At 62.5% G+C, this 20,017-nt stretch carries 22 protein-coding genes and 1 tRNA gene; 14 read left to right on the top strand and 9 right to left on the bottom strand.

Going from position 1 to position 20,017, the window contains the following annotated elements; translation table 11 throughout:
• Positions 1 to 14 precede the first annotated feature (14 nt).
• Genes lspA through CR103_RS09750 form a run of 4 tightly spaced genes read left to right on the top strand, consistent with a single transcriptional unit; the run spans position 15 to position 3,423 of the window.
• Positions 15 to 533 carry a signal peptidase II gene (gene lspA / locus CR103_RS09735; RefSeq protein ID WP_099915799.1) on the top strand — a complete coding sequence of 173 codons (519 nt, stop codon included), beginning with the start codon at positions 15 to 17 and terminating at the stop codon, positions 531 to 533.
• Between the two features lie 25 nt (positions 534 to 558).
• Positions 559 to 1,776, top strand: coding sequence for a bifunctional phosphopantothenoylcysteine decarboxylase/phosphopantothenate--cysteine ligase CoaBC (coaBC, locus tag CR103_RS09740; RefSeq protein ID WP_099915858.1), 1,218 nt, complete (start codon positions 559 to 561; stop codon positions 1,774 to 1,776).
• A 40-nt stretch (positions 1,777 to 1,816) separates the two neighbouring features.
• Positions 1,817 to 2,275, top strand: a complete 459-nt coding sequence (gene dut / locus CR103_RS09745; protein ID WP_099915800.1) for a dUTP diphosphatase — start codon at positions 1,817 to 1,819, stop codon at positions 2,273 to 2,275.
• A 35-nt stretch (positions 2,276 to 2,310) separates the two neighbouring features.
• Positions 2,311 to 3,423, top strand: coding sequence for a M48 family metallopeptidase (locus CR103_RS09750; RefSeq protein ID WP_229442982.1), 1,113 nt, complete (start codon positions 2,311 to 2,313; stop codon positions 3,421 to 3,423).
• 39 nt (positions 3,424 to 3,462) lie between these two features.
• Here the strand turns inward: CR103_RS09750 and CR103_RS22620 are convergent, their stop codons facing one another.
• A complete protein-coding gene (locus tag CR103_RS22620) occupies positions 3,463 to 3,603 on the bottom strand; it encodes a hypothetical protein (RefSeq protein WP_180279348.1) in 141 nt (46 codons plus the stop codon).
• A gap of 43 nt (positions 3,604 to 3,646) precedes the next feature.
• Between CR103_RS22620 and CR103_RS09755 the strand changes: the two genes are divergently transcribed.
• From CR103_RS09755 to CR103_RS09765, 3 genes are all read left to right on the top strand, one after another.
• Complete coding sequence (locus tag CR103_RS09755) at positions 3,647 to 4,660, top strand: XdhC family protein (protein WP_099915802.1); 1,014 nt, start codon at positions 3,647 to 3,649, stop codon at positions 4,658 to 4,660.
• 77 nt (positions 4,661 to 4,737) lie between these two features.
• Positions 4,738 to 5,625 carry a DMT family transporter gene (locus CR103_RS09760; protein WP_099915803.1) on the top strand — a complete coding sequence of 296 codons (888 nt, stop codon included), beginning with the start codon at positions 4,738 to 4,740 and terminating at the stop codon, positions 5,623 to 5,625.
• Positions 5,626 to 5,635: 10 nt separating this feature from the next.
• A complete protein-coding gene (locus tag CR103_RS09765) occupies positions 5,636 to 6,520 on the top strand; it encodes a DNA-3-methyladenine glycosylase family protein (protein WP_099915804.1) in 885 nt (294 codons plus the stop codon).
• Positions 6,521 to 6,840: 320 nt separating this feature from the next.
• Here the strand turns inward: CR103_RS09765 and CR103_RS09775 are convergent.
• Positions 6,841 to 6,917: transfer RNA gene (locus tag CR103_RS09775), tRNA-Met, on the bottom strand.
• 173 nt (positions 6,918 to 7,090) lie between these two features.
• On the opposite strand from CR103_RS09775, the gene CR103_RS09780 reads away from it, so the two are divergent.
• The 5 genes from CR103_RS09780 (at position 7,091) to CR103_RS09800 (ending at position 11,394) form a co-directional block, all read left to right on the top strand.
• Positions 7,091 to 7,678 (top strand): NUDIX hydrolase, encoded by a 588-nt coding sequence (locus tag CR103_RS09780; protein ID WP_099915806.1) that lies wholly within the window; start codon positions 7,091 to 7,093, stop codon positions 7,676 to 7,678.
• Positions 7,675 to 8,391, top strand: coding sequence for a leucyl/phenylalanyl-tRNA--protein transferase (gene aat / locus CR103_RS09785; RefSeq protein ID WP_099915807.1), 717 nt, complete (start codon positions 7,675 to 7,677; stop codon positions 8,389 to 8,391). Before CR103_RS09780 ends, aat begins: the two co-directional genes overlap by 4 nt.
• Positions 8,392 to 8,511: 120 nt before the next feature.
• On the top strand, positions 8,512 to 9,243 hold the full coding sequence (locus CR103_RS09790; protein ID WP_099915808.1) for an arginyltransferase: 732 nt from the start codon (positions 8,512 to 8,514) through the stop codon (positions 9,241 to 9,243).
• A gap of 55 nt (positions 9,244 to 9,298) precedes the next feature.
• Positions 9,299 to 10,336, top strand: a complete 1,038-nt coding sequence (locus CR103_RS09795; RefSeq protein ID WP_099915809.1) for a quinone-dependent dihydroorotate dehydrogenase — start codon at positions 9,299 to 9,301, stop codon at positions 10,334 to 10,336.
• Between the two features lie 11 nt (positions 10,337 to 10,347).
• Positions 10,348 to 11,394 carry an aldo/keto reductase gene (locus tag CR103_RS09800; RefSeq protein ID WP_099915810.1) on the top strand — a complete coding sequence of 349 codons (1,047 nt, stop codon included), beginning with the start codon at positions 10,348 to 10,350 and terminating at the stop codon, positions 11,392 to 11,394.
• A 72-nt stretch (positions 11,395 to 11,466) separates the two neighbouring features.
• Here CR103_RS09800 and CR103_RS09805 read toward each other — a convergent pair whose 3' ends face one another.
• The 7 genes from CR103_RS09805 to CR103_RS09835 form a co-directional block, all read right to left on the bottom strand.
• Positions 11,467 to 12,405, bottom strand: coding sequence for a CysB family HTH-type transcriptional regulator (locus CR103_RS09805; protein ID WP_099915811.1), 939 nt, complete (start codon positions 12,403 to 12,405; stop codon positions 11,467 to 11,469).
• Positions 12,402 to 13,475 (bottom strand): sulfate/molybdate ABC transporter ATP-binding protein, encoded by a 1,074-nt coding sequence (locus tag CR103_RS09810; RefSeq protein ID WP_099915812.1) that lies wholly within the window; start codon positions 13,473 to 13,475, stop codon positions 12,402 to 12,404. Before CR103_RS09810 ends, CR103_RS09805 begins: the two co-directional genes overlap by 4 nt.
• Entirely contained in the window at positions 13,476 to 14,405 is a 930-nt protein-coding gene (gene cysW / locus CR103_RS09815; RefSeq protein WP_099915813.1) for a sulfate ABC transporter permease subunit CysW, read from the bottom strand. It lies immediately after the preceding gene.
• Entirely contained in the window at positions 14,402 to 15,259 is an 858-nt protein-coding gene (gene cysT, locus CR103_RS09820) for a sulfate ABC transporter permease subunit CysT (protein ID WP_099915814.1), read from the bottom strand. Before cysT ends, cysW begins: the two co-directional genes overlap by 4 nt.
• Before the next feature lie 130 nt (positions 15,260 to 15,389).
• Positions 15,390 to 16,163, bottom strand: a complete 774-nt coding sequence (locus CR103_RS09825; protein WP_099915815.1) for a sulfite exporter TauE/SafE family protein — start codon at positions 16,161 to 16,163, stop codon at positions 15,390 to 15,392.
• Between the two features lie 130 nt (positions 16,164 to 16,293).
• Positions 16,294 to 16,932, bottom strand: coding sequence for a peroxiredoxin (locus CR103_RS09830; protein WP_099915816.1), 639 nt, complete (start codon positions 16,930 to 16,932; stop codon positions 16,294 to 16,296).
• A 296-nt stretch (positions 16,933 to 17,228) separates the two neighbouring features.
• Positions 17,229 to 17,615, bottom strand: coding sequence for a diacylglycerol kinase (locus tag CR103_RS09835; protein ID WP_099915817.1), 387 nt, complete (start codon positions 17,613 to 17,615; stop codon positions 17,229 to 17,231).
• 152 nt (positions 17,616 to 17,767) lie between these two features.
• On the opposite strand from CR103_RS09835, the gene CR103_RS09840 reads away from it, so the two are divergent.
• Positions 17,768 to 18,556: an IclR family transcriptional regulator gene (locus CR103_RS09840; protein ID WP_099915818.1), complete on the top strand. Its 789-nt coding sequence runs from the start codon at positions 17,768 to 17,770 to the stop codon at positions 18,554 to 18,556.
• Positions 18,557 to 19,056: 500 nt separating this feature from the next.
• Positions 19,057 to 19,905: a polyprenyl synthetase family protein gene (locus CR103_RS09845; RefSeq protein WP_099915819.1), complete on the top strand. Its 849-nt coding sequence runs from the start codon at positions 19,057 to 19,059 to the stop codon at positions 19,903 to 19,905.
• Positions 19,906 to 20,017: the final 112 nt, after the last annotated feature.

Consider the following 20,017-nt stretch of genomic DNA (forward strand, 5'->3'; position numbering starts at 1 on the left):
CCTGAAAAATATCCATGGCCATCAAAAAAACCAATACGTTTTCCACTTCCTCGAAACACCGCGCCAACCTGACGCCGTGGCTCGGCATCGCGGCCATTGTCGTGCTGTTCGACCAGCTTTCCAAGATCGCCATCACCAAGACGTTCGTGCTGGGTGAAGAAAAGCTGATCACCTCGTTTTTCAACCTGGTGCTGGCGTACAACCGCGGCGCCGCTTTCAGCTTCCTGTCCAACGCCGGCGGCTGGCAACGCCATTTCTTCACCGCCGTCGCGGTGGTTGCCGTCGTCTTCATCATCTTCCAGCTGCGGCGCAATCCCGGCCAGCGCATGTTCTGCTGGTCGATGGCGCTGATCATGGGCGGCGCCATCGGCAACGTGATCGACCGGATACTGTATGGCCACGTGATCGACTTCCTCGATTTTCACTTCGCCGCCATTGGCCATTTTCCCGCCTTTAACGTCGCCGACAGTGCCATCACGCTCGGCGCCATCCTGTTCATTGTCGACGAACTGCGGCGCGTGAACAAAAATTAAAAGACGGGGAGTAGCAAGCATGACGATGGATTTGAAGGGCAAGAAAATCGTCCTCGGCCTGTCCGGCGGGGTAGCCTGCTACAAGGCGGCCGAATTGTGCCGCGCGCTGGTCAAGCAAGGCGCCTCTGTGCGAGTGGTCATGACGGAGGCGGCCACCCACTTCATCGGCACGGTGACGATGCAGGCGCTCTCTGGCAACACGGTCCACACCGACCAGTGGGACCCCCGCATCGCCAACAACATGGCGCACATCGACCTGACGCGCGGCGCCGACGCCATCCTGGTTGCGCCTTGCTCGGCCGACTTCATGCACAAGTTGGCGCACGGCGCCTGCGACGATCTGCTCTCGACGCTGTGCCTGGCGCGCCCGCGCCAGGTGCCGCTGCTGATCGCCCCGGCGATGAACGTCGAGATGTGGGACAACGCCGCCACCGGCCGCAACGTGGCGCAGCTGCGCGCCGACGGCATTGCCATTTTCGGCCCCGCCAGCGGCGACCAGGCCTGCGGCGAGACCGGCTTCGGACGCATGCTCGAAGCGGACGAACTGCTCGAAGAACTGGTGGCCTCGTTCCAGCCGAAAGTGTTGGCCGGCAAACGCGTCCTGATCACCGCCGGCCCGACCTTCGAGGCGATCGATCCGGTGCGCGGCATCACCAACCTGTCGTCGGGCAAAATGGGCTACGCGGTGGCGCGCGCCGCGCGCGAAGCCGGTGCCGAGGTGGTGCTGGTATCGGGCCCCACCGCGCTGGCGACGCCGCACGGCGTGCGCCGCCAGGAAGTCCAAAGCGCGCAGCAGATGCATGACGCGGTGATGGCGGCGCTCAACGGCCAGCATGTTTTCATCGGCGTCGCCGCCGTGGCCGACTGGCGCGTCACCAACGCCAGCGCGCACAAAATGAAAAAGCAGGACGGCGCCGCCCCGCCCCAGCTCGAATTTGCCCAGAACACCGACATTCTCGCCGCGGTCGCCGCCACCACTTCGGTCTCCGGCTGGCCGTATTGCGTCGGCTTTGCCGCCGAGTCGGAGAACCTGGTCGAATTTGGCGCCGTCAAGCGCGAGAAAAAAGGCATTCCCTTGTTGGTGGGCAATATTGGTCCGCATACCTTCGGGCAAGATGACAATACCGTCATCCTGTTCGACGAAGACGGCCACACCGTGCTGCCGCGCGCCGACAAACTGACCCTGGCGCGCCAGCTGGTCAGTGAGATCGCCAAGCGGATCGACCGCTCCCTGCTCACCTGATATCAGGCACCACTTTAAAAGACGCACATCACAAGAACACATGAAAACTATCGACATCAAGATCCTCGACCCGCGCATGAAAGAGCTGCTGCCGGCCTACGCCACGGCAGGCAGCGCCGGCCTTGATTTGCGTGCCTGCATCATTGAGCCAATCACCATCGAAGCCGGCGCCACGGTGCTGATCCCGACCGGGCTGGCGATCCATGTGGCCGATCCGGGGTACTGCGCGATGATCCTGCCGCGCAGCGGCATGGGACACAAAAACGGCATCGTGCTGGGCAATCTGGTGGGCTTGATCGACTCCGATTATCAAGGCCAGCTGATGGTGTCGACCTGGAACCGCGGCCAGCAGGCATTTACGCTGCAACCGATGGACCGGCTGGCGCAGCTCATCATCGTGCCGGTCCTGCAGGTCGGGTTCAACATCGTCGACGAATTCGACGCATCCCACGAAAGCGAACGCGGCGCCGGCGGCTTCGGCAGCACCGGCAAACAATAACGAACAACAGCGAACAATAATAAGCGAGGAAATCCATGAACCGAATCGATAATCCGCGTCGGGTGGCCCTGTCCCTGCCTGCCCTTTCATCTCTTTCAGTCCTGATGCTGGCGTTGCTGATCTCCGGCTGCTCCTCGCCCCCCCGCATGCAGCAAGGTCCGGTGCCGTCGGTCCAGCTGCCGCCGATCGAAGAGCTGCCGGTGCTGACGCCGCGGATGGCGGCTGAAGCCGAGGCGCTGTCCAAAATGGCGGTGATGCAGGACCGCCTGTACCGGATCGCCGCGCCGCTGTTGATCAACAACGCGGAGCTGTGCAAGGCGCAGGCGCGCAACCTGCTCGGCTTTACCGCCAAGAACCGCCACTCCTACCCCGGCGACTACAACGAAGCGGCGCACGTTGCCTTCGGCATGGGCGAGCGTTTGCAAGTGACCGGGGTACTGGCCGGCAGCGGCGCGGCGCATGCAGGCCTGCGGCGCGGCGACCGCCTGGTCAGCGCCGGCGCCAAGCAGCTGCCGAGCGGACCGAATGCCTCGTCCATGGCCGGCGCCGTTTTCGGCCCGCTGGTGGCGGCCAATCCGAGCCTGCCGATGGGGGTCGAACGCGACGGCGCCGCCAAGCAGTTGACCATACCGGTCACGCGCGCCTGTGGCTTCGGCATCGAACTGGGGAACGCCGACAACATCAATTCGTATGCGGACGGCGCGCGCGTGATGGTCACGCGCGGAATGCTCGACTTCACGCGCGACGACGACGAGCTGGCCTACCTGCTTGCCAGGGGCATGGCGCACAACATCCTCGGCCACGCCGCCTTGCAGCGCAACGCCAGCACCATCGGCAGCATCATCGACAACCTGGTCGCCGTGCGTCCCGATACTTCGATGCTGATCGGCAGCAGCGGCATCAAGCCGATGCCGCCGGAACTGGACGCCGCTGCCGACCGCCTGGCCGTGTACCTGATGACGCGCGCCAATTACAACGTCAACGACTCGGCGCCGTTCGTGAAGCGGCTGGCGGCGAGCTACCCGGCGACGGTGCTCAACGCGCATGTGGCGAACCATCCGGCCACGGCGTTGCGCGTGGCGGCGATCGAGAAAACGGCAGCCGAGGTCAAGGCAAAGCAAGCTGCCAAGAAGCCGCTGCTGCCATAGCGTATGCGGCCGGGTCTGACCGGCGGTCGGACCCGGCCTTCAGCTAAAATTCGGGAAATCCGGAAACAGCGTCCCCATCACGTACGTCAGCAGTCCGCAAATCGCCACCGCCCCCACCAGGATGATCAGCAAACGGCCGAACTTCGGTGAGCCGTCGTCTTTTTTTGTATCATGAGTCATATTTTTTAACCGGCGAGATTGTAGCGCCTAGTATATTCGATCCATGGACAGCATAGACCTTGAAGTATTAAAGAGCGCCGCCGGCTGGGTAGCGGACGGCTTGCGCTGCGAGCTCGTCACCGTCGTCAAGACGTGGGGATCGAGCCCGCGCCCGATCGGCGCCCTGCTTGCCATCTGCGGCGACGGCCGCGTGGTCGGTTCGGTGTCGGGCGGATGCATCGAAGACGACCTGATCGAACAGGTGCGCCTGCACGGCATTTCGCGCACCACTCCCGAGCTCGTCAGCTACGGCATCAGCGCCGACGAGGCGCACCGCTTCGGCCTGCCCTGCGGCGGCACCATCGAACTGGCGATCGAGCCGTTGTCGCCGGCCAGCGGGCTGCAGGAACTGCTCTCCCGCCTGGAGCGACGCCAACTGGTCGAGCGCCGCCTCCACCTGCGCAGCGGCGCCGTCAGCATGGCGCACGCCGCGCCCGGCGCCAATCAGCACATCGAAGCAGACGTGCTGTGCACCGTGCACGGCCCGCGCTGGCGCCTGTTCATCATCGGCGCCGGCCAGTTGTCGCGCTTCGTCGCGCAGGTGGCGAGCGCAATGGACTACCACGTCACCGTCTGCGATCCGCGCGAAGAATACCGCGGCGGCTGGAACGTGGCCGGCGTCGACCTGGTGCACGTGATGCCGGACGACTTGGTCATCGAGGCGCGGCTGGACGGCCGCAGCGCCGTACTGGCACTGACCCACGATCCCAAGCTCGACGACCTGGCCCTGATGGAAGCGCTCAAGTCCGACGCCTTCTACGTCGGCGCGATCGGCTCGCGCGTCAACAACGCCAGGCGGCGCGAGCGTCTGAAGCTGTTCGACCTGGACGACGCCGACCTGGCACGCCTGCACGGGCCGGTCGGTCTTTATATCGGCAGCAAGACGCCGGCCGAAATTGCCATCTCGATCCTGGCCGAAATGACGGCCGTCAAAAACGGCGTGCCGGCCGCGCTCCAGGTCAACCATGCCAGTGCCCTGGAGCCGCCCGGCGCCGACGCCTGCGCCCGCGCTGAATAAGTCGCAAGAAACGCGGTTCCTCTCCACGGCGCACCGCCTGCACTGTACGTTTCACCGACCGGAAATTTTCATTATTTATGAGTACAGCAAACTTCCTGCGCCTGGTATTGCTAGCGGCGATCTGGGGAAGCTCCTTTCTTTTCATGCGCATCAGCGCGCCCGTGCTGGGACCGGCGGTACTGATCGAATACCGGGTCGGCTTTGCCGCCGTCTTCCTCGCCACCGTCGGCTGGTTTCTCAAGAAGCGGCTCGATGTTCGCGCCAACTGGAAGCACTACCTGATGCTCGGATTGTTCAATTCCGGCCTGCCGTTCCTGCTGTTCGCCTTTGCCGCCCGCACCTTGACCGCTTCGGTGCTGTCGGTGCTGAACGCCACTGCGCCGATATGGGGCGCGCTGATTGGCGCTGCCTGGTCGCGCCAGAAAATCGCCGGGCGCACCGCGCTTGGCCTGCTGCTCGGCACCGGCGGCGTGGCGCTGCTGGTCGGCTTCGACCATGCCACCTCGCGTCCCGGCGCCGCGCTGGCGGTGGCGGCGGCGCTGGCCGGCGCCCTCAGTTACAGCATCGCCAGCGCGTATGCGCGCACCGCGCGCCGCGTCGAGCCGTTCGCCAACGCGCACGGCAGCATGTGGGCGGCCGCCCTGCTGGTGCTGCCCGCGCTGCCGTTTTTCCCGGCGCCGGCCGCGCCGACCATCGGCGTCATGGGCGCGGCGCTGGCGCTGGGCGTGCTCTGCAGCGGTATCGCGTATATTTTGTACTTCAAGCTGATCGACGACGTCGGCCCGACTTCGGCGCTGACGGTGACGTTCCTCAATCCGCTTTTCGGAATCCTGTGGGGCGTCATCTTCCTGAACGAAATCGTCGGCTGGTACACGGCGGCGGGCGCGGCGATCGTCATCGCCGGGACCGCGCTGGTGACCGGCTTCGTGCCGCGTTTTAAACCGCGGCCGCTGCCGGCCATTTAAGCGAGCTTCGATGCGAATTTCGATCCCGCTGCCGCCCGGCTACCGCTGCGCCGACGTGCTGGCGTTTCACAGCCGCGATCTCGACGGCGTCGCCGAACAGGTTACAGGTGAACGCATCCGCAAAGGCGTGCTGCAGGATGGCGTGGCGGTGCTGCTGGACGTGACGCTCGCACAAGGCATGGCACTGTGCGAGGTGCAAGCCGATGGCGTCTTGACGGCACCGGCCGTCGCAAAGGTCGATGAAGCACTGCACAACATTCTCGGTCTGCGCATCGATCCGGCACCCTTCCTGGCGCTGGCCGAAGACGACCCCCTGCTCGGCGCTTGCGCCCGCCGCAACGCCGGCCTGCGCATCGTGCAGTCGGCCACGATCTTCGAAGCGCTCACCTGGGCCATCATCGGCCAGCAGATCAACCTGCCGTTCGCCATCGCGCTGCGCCGCAGTTTCATCATGCAGGCGGGCCGCCAGCACAGCAGCGGCGTATGGTGCTATCCGGAAGCGCCAGACGTCGCGCGGCTCGCCCAAGAGGCGCTCACCAGCCGCAAATTCTCGCGCGCGAAAGCCGATACCCTGCTGCGCCTGGCGCGCCTGGTCGCCGACGGCGAGCTCACGCTGGCGCGCACGGACGCCCCCGATCAGGTGGAGCGCTCGCTGCTCGCCGTCAAAGGCATCGGCCAGTGGACCGTCAACTATGCCTTGCTGCGCGGCTACGGCTATCCCGATTGCTCGCTGCACGGCGATGTCGCCATCCGCACGGCTTTTCAGCGCCTGCTGCACGAAGACGCCAAGCCCGGCATCGCCCGCACGCAAGCCTTGCTCGAACCGTACCGGCCGCACCGCACGATGGCCGCGGCCTGCCTGTGGGCCAGCCTGAACCAACGTGAGGACGAATAAGGATTTTTTCCGCAGCTTCTACACAAATCGATACGCCACCGCGCTCTCGGCCCGGCCATCCATGCCGCGTTCAGCCCGACCCATCCCCACGATTGGTTGATTGCTCCCACTGTATTCATCGATGCACCGTTCCCGTCGCAGGACCGTCCCGATCAGCGCGGCCTCAGGTTCGACAGCGCCGGCACGCCAATGTCGCGTCTGCCTGGGCCGTAGTTGACGCACATCGAGGAGCGCTGTGCTTTCCATAAGAAAATTAAAACGCGTAAGCAAAAAAAAGGTTACGCGCCGAAGCGGGTAACCTTTTTATTTTCTACTAATTCTGGTTGCGGGGACAGGATTTGAACCTGTGACCTTCGGGTTATGAGCCCGACGAGCTGCCAGACTGCTCCACCCCGCGTCTGTATGCAGTGATTATATGGTGTTTCCCCGATTTAGGCAATACTAATCCATGGTCGATCACCGATAGCAGCAGAAAAATCCAGCGCGAGAGCGTTTTGGCCGTTGTCGCGCTGCAGGCGCGGCGCGCCCAATCGGTGTAAAGTACACCAAACATCATTCTTGCGGCTACCTATGAAATTTTGTTCTGAATGCGCCCATCCGGTGGCACTGGTTGTTCCCGAGGGCGACAACCGGCCACGCCACGTCTGTGCCCAGTGCGCCACCATCCATTATGAAAACCCGAAGTTGGTCATCGGCTCGCTGCCCGTGTGGGAAAGCGATGGCGAACTGAAAGTGTTACTGTGCAAGCGAGCGATCGAGCCGCGCGCCGGCTACTGGACCTTGCCGGCGGGCTTCATGGAAAACAGAGAGACGACCGCCGAGGCCGCCATTCGCGAAACCGAGGAAGAAGCCGGCGCCAACATCGAACTCGGTCCGCTGTACACGCTGCTCAATGTGGCGTACGTTCACCAGGTCCACCTGTTCTACCTGGCGCGGTTGCGCGACCTCGACTATGCCGCCGGCATCGAAAGCCTCGAGGTGCGCATGTTCAGCGAACGCGAGGTTCCGTGGGACGACCTGGCTTTCCCGACCATTCGCAAGACGCTGGAACTGTTCTTTGCAGATCGCCTCAAAATACGCGAAGGCGGCAGCTACGGTTTCCACAGCCTCGACATTACGCGGCCGATGCGCTCCGCCGGCCAGTCCACTGATCCATGATTCCCTGGTTAGAAACGAATACGCCGTTTCCCGACGTGTCGCAGGCGCTGACGATCGACGCGCCGGGACTGCTCGCGGCCGGCGCCGACCTGTCGCCGCAGCGTTTGCTTGTCGCCTACCAGCACGGCATCTTCCCCTGGTTTTCCGAAGGCCAGCCGATCCTCTGGTGGAGCACCGACCCGCGCATGGTCTTGATGACAGCCGAGTTCAAGATCAGCGACAGTTTGCGCAAGAGCTTGCGCCGGGTCGAGCGCAGCATGATTGATGGCGGGCGCTGGCAGGTGCGCTTCGACAGCGCCTTCGACGCCGTCATGTGCAGTTGCGCCGGGCCGCGCCGCGACGGTCCCGGTACCTGGATTTCGACCGACATTATCGCCGGCTATACCGGCTTGCACGCGATGGGCTACGCCCACTCGTCCGAACTGTGGCTCGACGGTGAACTGGTCGGCGGCGCCTACGGCGTGTGCATCGGCCGCATGTTCTACGGCGAATCGATGTTCGCCCGCGTCACCGACGGCTCGAAGATCGCGCTGGCCTATCTGGTTGCCTTCCTGCGCAGCCATGGCGTGGCAATGATCGACTGCCAGCAGGAGACCGGCCACCTGGCGTCGCTGGGCGCGGCGCCGATTTCTCGCGCCGCCTTCCTCCGGCATGTGCGCGCGGCCATCGGCGAGCCTGGTATTGCGCAGTGGAAGCCGTGTTCGCCGCTTTAGCCGCTATAGCCGCTTTGACAACGCCCTGTGCAAAAGCCAAACCTTCGATACTTCGATAGAATGGCTTTAACAGTCCCAAACAGTTCGAACGCCGCAACCCGTCACATCGAGAGCATCCGCATGACGCAACTTAACGACCTGCCCTTCTCTACGCTGCAGTTCTACACCACGGCGCCCTACCCGTGCAGCTACCTCGATGCGCGCCAGGCCAGGTCGCAAGTGGCCACCCCTTCGCACCTGATCAACGCCGACGTCTATTCGGAACTGGTCAAGAGCGGCTTCCGGCGCAGCGGCATTTTTACTTACCGGCCCTACTGCGACGGCTGCCAGGCCTGCATCCCGGTGCGGGTGCGCACGGCCGATTTCACCCCAAGCCGTACCCAGCGCCGCGCCGCCATCCGCCATGCGGGCCTAGCGGCGATCGTCGCCAACCTCAGCTTCTCGGACGAGCATTACGCCCTTTACCTGCGCTACCAGAGCACCCGCCACGTCGGCGGCGGCATGGACCAGGACAGCCGCGACCAATACGCCCAGTTCCTGCTCCAAAGCCGGGTCAACACGCGCCTGGTCGAATTTCGCGACCCCGACGGCAGCTTGCGCATGGTGTCGATCATCGACGTGCTGTCGGACGGCCTGTCGTCGGTGTACACCTTCTTCGACCCGGACATGCACGGCGCCTCGTTCGGCACCTACAACGTGCTGTGGCAGATCGCCCAGGCCAACGAACTCGGCCTGCCGTACGTGTATCTCGGCTACTGGATCGAGCAAAGCCCGAAGATGGCGTACAAGATCAACTTCCGGCCGCTGGAAGCGCGCATCAATGGCACCTGGGGGCTGCTCGACAACAGGTAACAAGAGGTAAAATGCGGGGTCTGTACAACTGGTCCGCACAAGCGCCGCCCCCCCCATGTCCGAAAAACTGCTGTACGCCCTCACCCGTCCCCTGCTGTTCGCCCTTGATCCGGAAGCCGCCCACAATTTCGCCTTGCCGGCGCTGCGCCGCGCTGCCGCGCTCGGCCTCACGCGCGCCCTCGGCAAACCGGCGTCCAGCCCGCGCACCGTGATGGGCATCCGCTTCCCCAATCCGGTCGGGCTGGCCGCGGGGCTGGACAAGGACGGTGCTTATATCGACGGCCTCGCCGCGCTCGGCTTCGGCTCGATCGAAGTGGGCACCGTCACGCCGCGCGGCCAGGCCGGCAATCCGAAGCCCCGCATGTTCCGGCTGCCGCAAGCCAAGGCCATCATCAACCGCATGGGTTTCAACAACGGCGGTGTCGACGCCTTTGTCGCCAATGTGCAGGCATCGAAGTTCTACCAAAACAAGGAAGGCGTGCTGGGGCTGAACATCGGCAAGAACGCCGACACGCCGATCGAACGCGCTGCCGACGACTACGTCCATTGCCTGCAAAAGGTGTATCCGTACGCCAGCTACGTGACGGTCAATATCTCCTCGCCCAACACCAAGAATCTGCGCCAGTTGCAGGGCGCTTCGGAACTGGACGCCCTGCTGGCCCAGTTGAAAGACGCGCAGTCGCGCCTGGCCGACCAGCACGCTCGCTACGTGCCGATCACGCTCAAGATCGCGCCCGACATCGATGCCGAACAGATAAAAAATATCGCCGGCGCGCTGGTGCGCCACAAGATCGACGGCGTCATCGCCACCAACACGACGCTCGCGCGCGGCGCCGTCGAAGGCATGCGCCACGGTCTTGAGGCCGGCGGCCTGTCCGGCGCGCCCGTGTTCGAACTGTCGAACATCGTGATCCGTGCCTTGCGCGCGGAACTGGGCGACGCGCTGCCGATCATCGGCGTGGGCGGCATCATGAGCGGCGTTGACGCGAAAGCGAAGATCGACGCCGGCGCCGCGCTGGTGCAGCTCTACAGCGGCCTGATTTACGCCGGCCCGGCGTTGGTGCGCGAATGCGTCAACGCGCTCAAACAATAAGGAACCCCGTCATGAAAACCACCCAGCTCGGCACCAGCGGCCTGCAGGTAAGCAAAGTATGCCTTGGCACGATGACCTTCGGCGAACAGAACAGCGAGGCCGATGCGCACAGCCAGCTCGACTACGCCATGGAACGCGGCATCAACTTCATCGACACCGCCGAGATGTACCCGGTGATGCCGCGCGCCGAAACGCAAGGAGCCACCGAGCGCTTCATCGGCTCCTGGCTAAAAAAAACCGGCAAACGCGGCGCGGTGGTGCTGGCGACCAAGGTGGCCGGCCCTAATCCGGCCCTGCATTGGGTGCGCGGCGGCGCCAACAACCTCGATGCCGGCAATATCGCCGCCGCGGTGGAAACGAGCTTGCGGCGCCTGCAGACCGACCATATCGACCTGTACCAGCTGCACTGGCCAAGCCGCAACGTGCCGATCTTTGGCGCCACCGCGTTCGAACCGGAAAAAGAGCGCGCCAGCGTGGCGATCGAAGACACTCTTGCCGCGCTCGGCAAGCTGGTCGACGCCGGCAAGATCGGCCACATCGGCGTCTCCAACGAGAGCGCATGGGGCGTCAGCGAGTTCACCAAACAGGCCGAGATGAAAGGCCTGCCGCGCATCGCCACCATCCAGAACCTGTACAACCTGACGGCGCGAAGTTTCGAAACGAGCCTGCTCGACGAGACGTGTTTTCGCGAGAACGTCGGCCTGTTGGCATACAGCCCGCTGGCGTTCGGCCAGCTCAGCGGAAAATACCTCGACAATCCGGCCGCTGTCGGGCGCCTGACGATTTTTCCGCCGACCTGGAGCCCGCGCTACCTGCGTCCATCCGTGCTGGCGGCGGTCAAGCAATACGCGCAACTGGCGCGCGAGAACGGCATGACGCCGGCGCAGCTGGCACTGGCCTGGTGTTATTCGCGCTGGTTCGTCGCCTCGACCATCATCGGCGCGACCAGCCTGGTTCAGTTAAAAGAAAACATCGATGCGTTCGAGACCACGCTGCCGGCCGACGTGATCGCGGCAATCGACGCGATCCACGCGCGGGTGCCGAATCCGGGGCAGTAGAGCCGTCGTCCTCGCGCAAACCGACATCCATGCTGAGCACGCCAGATCGGTAAAGCAGGCTCAGGATTGCAGTCAGTCGGCCGTTGGCGCGTCGGTACTGAGTGCGGCATCGATCTCCGACCGCGTCAGCGCCGGCGCGAACTGGCCGATGAAGTGGTACGCATACGAGCGCAGGTAGGCGCCGCGGCGCACCGCCAGGCGGGTGACGTTCTGCGCGAACAGGTGCGATGCCTCAACCGCGCGCAGCCCCTTGTCGCGGCCATGGTCGAAGGCCATCGAGGCGACCAACCCCACGCCCAGGCCAAGCGAGACGTACTGCTTGATGACGTCCGAATCCATTGCGGTGAGCACGATGTCGGTTTTTACGCCTGCCTGCGCGAAGGCGGCGTCGATGTGGCTGCGGCCGGTGAAACCAACGTCGTAGGTAATCAGCGGGAAAGCGGCCAGGTCCTCGAGGCGGATCGGCGAGTGCGCCAGCAGCGGATGGCCGTCCGGCACCACGATCAGGTGGCTCCAGCGGTAGCACGGGAACGACACCAGGTCGGAAAACTGCGACAGGCCTTCGGTGGCGATGCCGATGTCGGCCTTGCCCGACAATACCCACTCGGCGATATGATCGGGCGCGCTTTGCTGCAGCGCGATGCGCACCTCGGGAAAGTCGGCGCGGAACGACTGCACCACCTTCGGCAGCGCATAACGGGCCTGGGTGTGGGTCGCCGCAATCGTCAGGGTACCGCTCTTCTGGCCGGAATATTCGAGGCTGGCCTGCTGCAGATTTTCCGCCTCGACCAGCAGGCGGTCGACGATCTTGAGGATGCCTTTGCCAGGGTCGGTCAGCCCGGTAAGGCGCTTGCCGTTGCGCTCGAAAATCACCACGCCGAGTTCGTCCTCGAGTTCGCGGATCTGCCGGCTCACGCCCGGCTGCGACGTGAACAGCGCGTTGGCGACCTCGGTCAGGTTAAAGTTGCGGCGCGCCGCTTCCCGAATCGAGCGCAACTGCTGGAAGTTCATATCGCCGCTCCGGCGTCGACGAACACCTGCATGCGGCGCGGCCGTACCACCAGCGTTTCGCCATCCTTCAGTTGCAGCTGGCGATAACGTTCGTTCGGTATCACCGCTTCGATCAGTTCGGCGTTGTCGGCGCGCTCGAGGTCGAGCTGGGCCAGCGGCCCGATCGCGTGGGCGCGGCGCAGCTTCACCACAATGCCGTCGAGGCCGGGCGCATAACGCTCGACGTCGAGGTCGTGCGGGCGCACGTAGGCGATGCCCTGGCTGTCCTGTACCCCGGCGTGGTCGGGCACATGAAAATTAGCGTCGCCGCTGGCCAGCACGCCTTCATGCACGCGGCCGTGGAACAGGTTGACGTTGCCGAGAAAGCCGTAGACGAACGGCGAGGCCGGATGGTTGTAGACCGCGTCGGGCGTACCGAGCTGCTCGACCCGGCCCTTGTTCATCAACACCACCTGGTCGGCCACTTCAAGCGCCTCTTCCTGGTCGTGGGTGACAAAGATGCTCGTCACGTGCAGGTCGTCGTGCAGGCGGCGCAACCAGCGCCGCAATTCCTTGCGCACCTTGGCGTCGAGGGCGCCGAACGGCTCGTCGAGCAGCAGCACGCGCGGCTCGACCGCCAGCGCGCGTGCCAGGGCAATGCGCTGGCGCTGGCCGCCCGACAGCTGCGGCGGAAAGCGGTCAGCCAGCCAGTCGAGCTGGACCAGTTCGAGCAGCTGGCGCACCTTGTCGCGGATCGCCTGCTCGGACGGGCGCTCCTTGCGCGACTTCACACGCAAACCAAAAGCGACGTTCTCGAACACCGTCATGTGTTTGAACAGCGCGTAATGCTGGAATACGAAACCGACCTGGCGCTCGCGCACGTGGCGATTCGACGCGTCTTCGGTGTCGAGCAGCACCTGGCCGGAATCGGGGTGCTCCAGGCCGGCGATGATGCGCAGCAGTGTCGTCTTGCCGCAGCCGGAAGGCCCCAGCAGCGCCGTCAGTTCGCCCGCCGGGAACTGCAGCGAAACGTTATCGAGCGCGGTAAACTGGCCGAACTGCTTGCGGATGTTTTTCACTTCGATCGTCATTCAATGCTCCAAAATGCGCGCGTCGGATTCGACGTCATGGGATTCATGCAGCCGCCACTCGATGAACGATTTGATCGCCAACGTCACCAGCGCCAGCAAGGCGAGCAGCGAGGCGATGGCGAAGGCGGCGGCGAAGTTGTATTCGTTGTAGAGGATCTCGACGTGCAGCGGCATGGTGTTGGTCTCGCCGCGGATGTGGCCGGACACCACCGACACCGCGCCGAATTCGCCCATTGCGCGGGCGTTACAAAGGATCACGCCATACAGCAGCCCCCATTTGATGTTGGGCAGCGTGACGCGCCGGAAAGTGCTCCAGCCGGAGGCGCCCAGCACCAGCGCGGCCTCTTCTTCCTCGTTGCCCTGAGCTTGCATCAGGGGGATCAATTCGCGCGCGACGAACGGGAAGGTGATGAACACGGTTGCCAGCACGATGCCCGGTACGGCAAACAGGATCTTGATGTCGTGCTCCTGCAGCCATGGCCCGATCCAGCCCTGGGCGCCGAACATCAGCACGTAGATCAAGCCCGCGATCACCGGCGACACCGAGAACGGCAGGTCGATCAGGGTCAGCAGGATACTCTTGCCGCGAAACTCGAACTTGGCGATCGACCAGGCAGCGGCAACGCCGAACACCAGGTTCAGCGGCACCGAAATGAAGGCCGCGATCAGGGTCAGCTTGATGGCCGAGACAGCGTCGGGGTCGGTGATGGCAGCCAGGTAAGCCTGGCCGCCTTTCTTGAACGCTTCGGCGAACACCGCCACCAGCGGCACGAACAGGAACAGGGTGAGGAAGGCCAGCGCGACGGTAATGAGCAGCACGCGCACCCATGACGGCTCGAACACGTTCGAGGTGGACGGCAGTTCGCCGCGCCGGGTTTTTGCCGCGACCGCGGTGACTGCCGCGACGGGAGTAGCGACGACGGCGCTCATTTCTTCCCCGCCCGGTTGCGTGTCCATGCCTGCAGCAGGTTGATCGCCAGCAGCATCAGGAACGATGCCAGCAGCAAGACCGCGGCGATTGCGGTGGCGCCGGCGTAGTCGTATTGCTCCAGTTTGGTGATGATGAACAGCGGGGTGATTTCGGAAATCATCGGCATGTTGCCGGCGATGAAAATGACGGAACCGTATTCGCCGGTGGCGCGGGCAAACGCCAGCGCGAAGCCCGTCAATAGCGCCGGCATGATGGTCGGAAACACCACGCGCGCAAAAATCTGCAGCGAGCTGGCGCCAAGGCTGGCGGCAGCTTCTTCCAGCTCGCGTTCGGCTTCTTCGAGTACCGGCTGCACCGTACGCACGACGAACGGCAAGCCGATGAAGGTGAGCGCGACGACGATGCCGACGGGCGTGAACGCAACTTTCAAACCAACAGTCTCGAGATAGCGGCCGATCCAGCCGTTCGACGAATACAGCGCCGTGAGCGTGATGCCGGCAACGGCCGTGGGCAGCGCGAACGGCAGGTCGACCAGCGCGTCGATGAAGCGCTTGCCGGGAAATTTATAGCGCACCAGCACCCAGGCAACGATGCCGCCGAAAACCACGTTGATGCAGGCGGCGATGAACGAGGCACCGAAACTGAGCTTGTAGGACGCCACCACGCGCGGCGAGCTGACGGCAAACCAGAAAGCGTCCCAGGTCATCGTGAACGTCTTGAGGAACACGGCAGACAGCGGGATCAGGACGATCAGGCAGAGGTAGAAAATGGTGAACCCGAGCGACAGGCCGAAACCGGGAATGACCCGGAACGGCGCCGCTTGCGGCTTGGGTAGTGCGGAAGCGAGTGGCATTGCGTCCCCTTATTACTTTTTCTTCTAAAGAGGACGATATTCTCACCTTTTTTTCATAAGACAAACGAAGGTATTCTTATTTGCATAGACGAACGGGTTATTAAGACCAGTTAATCAGCTACCCAGGCAGCTACCAGATCAGCTTGACGGCGACACCGGTCAGCGTGCACGCCAGCAAGCCGCGCAGGTAGCGTTCGGGCACCGAGCGCGCGGCCCAGGATCCGAGCGTGATGCCGGGCACCGAACCGATCAGCAGGCTGCCCAGCAACTGCCAGTCGATCGAACCGAGCCACCAATGGCCGAGGGCGGCGATGGCGGTGAGCGGCACCGCATACGCGATGTCGGTGCCGGCCACTTCCGCCGAACTCATGCTTGGATACAGCATCACCAGCAGGGTCGCGCCGATGGCGCCGGCGCCGATCGAGGAAACCGTCACCAGGACGCCGAGCACGGCGCCGGAGACAACCGTAGCGAGCATCAGGGCGCGGCCTTGCAGTTGGCGGCTTGGCTTGGCGTTGATCCACGCCAGTATTTTTGTCTTGAACAGCAGCGCGGTGACAGTCAGCAGCACCGAGCCGGCAATCGAATACCGGATCAGCTGGCCGAGCTTCGGGTCGAGCGCGCCATAGTATTTGAGTGCGAGCGTGGTCAGCACGGCGGCCGGCAAGGCGCCGATGCACAGGCGGCGCACGATATCCCAGCGAATCGTGCCGCGCAGGCGGTGAGTGACGGTGCCGGCACTCTTGGTGACGGCGGCGAACGCCAGGTCGGTGCCGACGGCAACCGAAGGCGGCACGCCGAACAGCAAGGTCAGCAGCGGAGTCATCAGCGAACCGCCGCCGACCCCGGTCATACCTACTAACAACCCTACAGCAAAGCCAGAAACAACATAAGTCAGTAACATTCAGCATCTTTCAAGTTGGCGGCAAGCTTAAGCCAACTGAACGATTCTCCAAACGACCGAGAACTTATTTGCTTATGCGCACGGGGCGGCACAGCCCCGCCCTGCTTGGTATTCGCTTTCTATTCATGGATTACTTGTTCGGCTGCGGCGTCATCCTCAAATACGGCCGGGCGGCAACAAAGCCCTTCGGATACTTTTGTTTGATCACGTCGGCGTCCGTTACCGTCAGGGGAATAATAACGTCGTCGCCGTCAACCCAGTTGCCGGGCGTGGCGACCGTGTAGCCGTCAGTTAGCTGCAGCGCGTCGATCACGCGCAGCACCTCGTCGAAGTTGCGGCCCGTGCTCATCGGGTAGGTGATCGTCAGCCGCACTTTTTTCTGCGGATCGATCACGAACAGCGAGCGCACCGTCGCCGTCAGCGATTGCTGCGGGTGAATCATGTCGTACAGCGTCGATACGGTTCGGTCGGCATCGGCGATGATCGGAAAACCCACCACGGCCTGCTGGGTCGCCTCGATGTCGGCGATCCAGCTTTTGTGCGAGTCGCTTGAATCGACCGACAGCGCAATCGCCTTGACGTTGCGCTTGTCGAATTCGGGCTTGAGTTTTGCGGTCAGGCCCAGCTCGGTGGTGCACACCGGTGTGAAATCGGCCGGATGGGAAAACAGCACCACCCAGGAGTTGCCTGCCCACTCGTGAAAACGGATCTTGCCAATCGAGGAATCCTGCTCGAAATCGGGGGCGGTGTCGCCCAAACGTATGGTCATCGTGGTCTCCAGTGTTAGTTTTCAGGAAAATCGACCGGTACAGTCATGCCGGCGCCGGATAATAATTGTGCACCTGATCATATAATAATTGTCATCGTCGCTGGCCGAATTTCCAGTCGCCCAGGCCGGATTGTGCAGGCCGCGGACCGAGATCACTTGAAATTCGAGAAAAACCTCTTGCGCCATGTTGCCCCCAGAACGTCAGGGTAAGGCAGCCAACGGCGAAACGGAACGAATCGTTTGGTCATTCGATATGCGGCTGGCGCATATGGCGGGCAATGAGGCTGACAACCGCGTCAATAGAAGCGGTTGAACAGCACCACGCCCCAGACTGCCAACGCGATGCCGATCGACAGCGCCACCGCCGCGCTGCCGAGGTCCTTGGCGTTCTTCGACAACGGGTGCGGTTCGAGCGAGACGCGATCGACTACGGCTTCCAGTGCCGAATTGATCAATTCGACGACGAGCACGAACACCAGCACCGCCACCAGCATCAGCTTTTCAAAAGCGGAAATTTTCATGGAGAGCGCCGTGACGGTGCCGATCACGGTCACCAGCATCTCCTGGCGGAAGGCGTGTTCGTTTCGCCAGGCCGCCTTGAAGCCGTCCATCGAATAGGAAAAGGCCGCGACAATACGCTTGAGGCCGCTTTTGCTTTTGAACTGGCTGACTGGCTGGACCATGGAGGGTTTTGACGTGGTGTGAGAAAAAAGCGGAAGTGCCCGCCATTATGCGCCGCGCCGGGCGATAGATCGACAGGCAGTGCAGAGTTTGCCTTTCCTTTTCACATTGTGGTATAAAGGTGCCATATATACTGCACTGCACCACACCCATCATGAAAACCGACGTCATCGAACCCGCCAAAACCTCGATCCAGGTGATCGAGCGCATGGTTTCCCTGCTCGACGCGCTGGCCACCTACAGCGATCCGGTAAGCCTGAAAGAATTGTCGAAAGTGTCGGGCCTGCATCCGTCGACGGCGCACCGCATCCTCAACGACATGGTCATCACCCGCTTCGTCGACCGGGTCGAACCGGGCACGTACCGGCTCGGCATGCGACTGTTGGAGTTGGGCAATGTGGTCAAGAGCCGGCTGTCGGTGCGCGAAGCAGCGCTCGACTTGATGCGCGCGCTGCACAAGAAAACCCAGCAGACCATTAACCTGTCGGTGCGCCAGGGCGACGAAATCGTCTACATTGACCGGGCGTTTTCCGAGCGCTCCGGGATGCAGGTGGTACGCGCGATCGGCGGGCGCGGCCCCCTGCACCTGACCTCCACCGGCAAGCTGTTCCTGTCGGTTGACGAACCCAAGGCGATCCGTTCCTACGCCACCCGCACCGGTTTGGCCGGACACAACAGGAATTCGATCACCGACCTGGTCAAGCTCGAGCGCGAGCTGAGCCTGGTGCGCGCGCGCGGCTATGCGCGCGACAATGAGGAGCTGGAATTGGGCGTGCGCTGCATGGCTGCCGGTATCCACGACGACACCGGCAAGCTGGTCGCCGGACTGTCGATCTCGGCGCCGGCCGACCGGCTGCAAGAAGACTGGCTGGACGACCTGGTGCAGACGGCCGACCGGATTTCGGCCACCCTCGGCTACATGCCGGTGGCCCGGGCACTCTAAGCGCGACTTTTTTCGATGCAAACTGCATAGCTGACGGTTCCGCCCAGGCGCTCGCACAGCGCACGCGGAATGTTTACCCTATCGTTTCGGTTCCCCGATCCCTTGCACATCTGAGCACTCCATATCGATCGTCGCACCAAGGTAATGGTGCCGGAGAAGGTCGGGCTTATTTCTGGCATACCACGGATGAGGAACGAATTGCCTTAGCGAGAATTCTTTAAACTCGTGCCAACCGTGAAGATACATCGAGCGTACAGATTGCTCTCGTGTAGAGATCTATATGTTCCCGGATACAATTAAATCTGTCGACGCGTCCAGACATTTAAAATAAAGCGGCAATTTAATTGGATAAAATTTGTCCTGCCGTTGAATCGATTATAGATAAATATCAATAGTTCGTTCCATGGCGCCCGACAGGCGAGAAAGCGCGCTTTCTGACCAAGCGAGTGCTATACAATTAAAAATCGACTACCCACTACCACTTACCAGGAGCGGGGGAAATGCTAAACACCAATGTTCTTGAATTTGCTTCGAGCGACTGGACCGTTCGAAACCGGCTGCTCGTCGATTCTCATCTCGATCGACTGCTCAGCCCAACGCGAGTGTCGCCGGTGACGGAAGCCATGCGCTATAGCGTGCTGGCGCCCGGCAAACGCGTACGCCCTTTGTTAACCTTGGCCGTTTCGGATTTCCTGGGATCTACGCCGGCCTACGCAATACATGTTGCATGCGCTATCGAGATGATTCATTCGGCTTCCTTGATCCTGGATGATTTGCCCTGCATGGACAACGATCGGGAAAGGCGCAATCGGCTATCGACCCACGTAAAATTCGGGGAAAGTCTGGCGATCCTTGCCGCGGTTTCTTTGCTTACGCAAAGTTATTGCATGATCGCCTCCCACGAAACGCTGTCGCAGGACCTTAGACTAAAATTGATTTACTTGCTGTGCGAAACTGTTGGACCCGATGGTCTTTCATTAGGCCAATACATCGATCTGCACACCGAATCCGATGTTGCCACCCCGGCGGCCATCACCGACATTCATCACCTCAAGACCGGCATCCTGTTTATTGCTGCCGCAAAAGCAGGCGCTCTGATCGGCAATGCATTGCCAAAGCAAGAAGAGCAGGTAATACGCTTTGCCACTAATCTCGGTTTGTCTTTCCAACTTCTCGACGACATCAAGGACTCGGACACCGTGGGTGCGAACTTGGTGACGAGGATAGGCGTCACCGGTGCCAGGCACAAAGTTCGCGAGTATTTTCAGGCCGCCAACCTTGCCATTGAAGGGGAAGAAAATGCTGCGGTCCTGCATGACTTTGCCGGGAATTTTTTCAAACAGGTTTAAGTACCCGCCAAAAAATAAATGTGCATTTTGGCTGCCATAGTCAGCGCGCTGCTGTGTTGGCCGATGCTTGCAGTGCTCGCACTGCGGCGCAACGACCGCCTTGCATCGCATC

The sequence above is a fragment of the Massilia psychrophila genome (genome assembly GCF_002760665.1).
In the GTDB taxonomy this organism is placed as follows: Bacteria; Pseudomonadota; Gammaproteobacteria; order Burkholderiales; family Burkholderiaceae_D; genus JAFCUW01.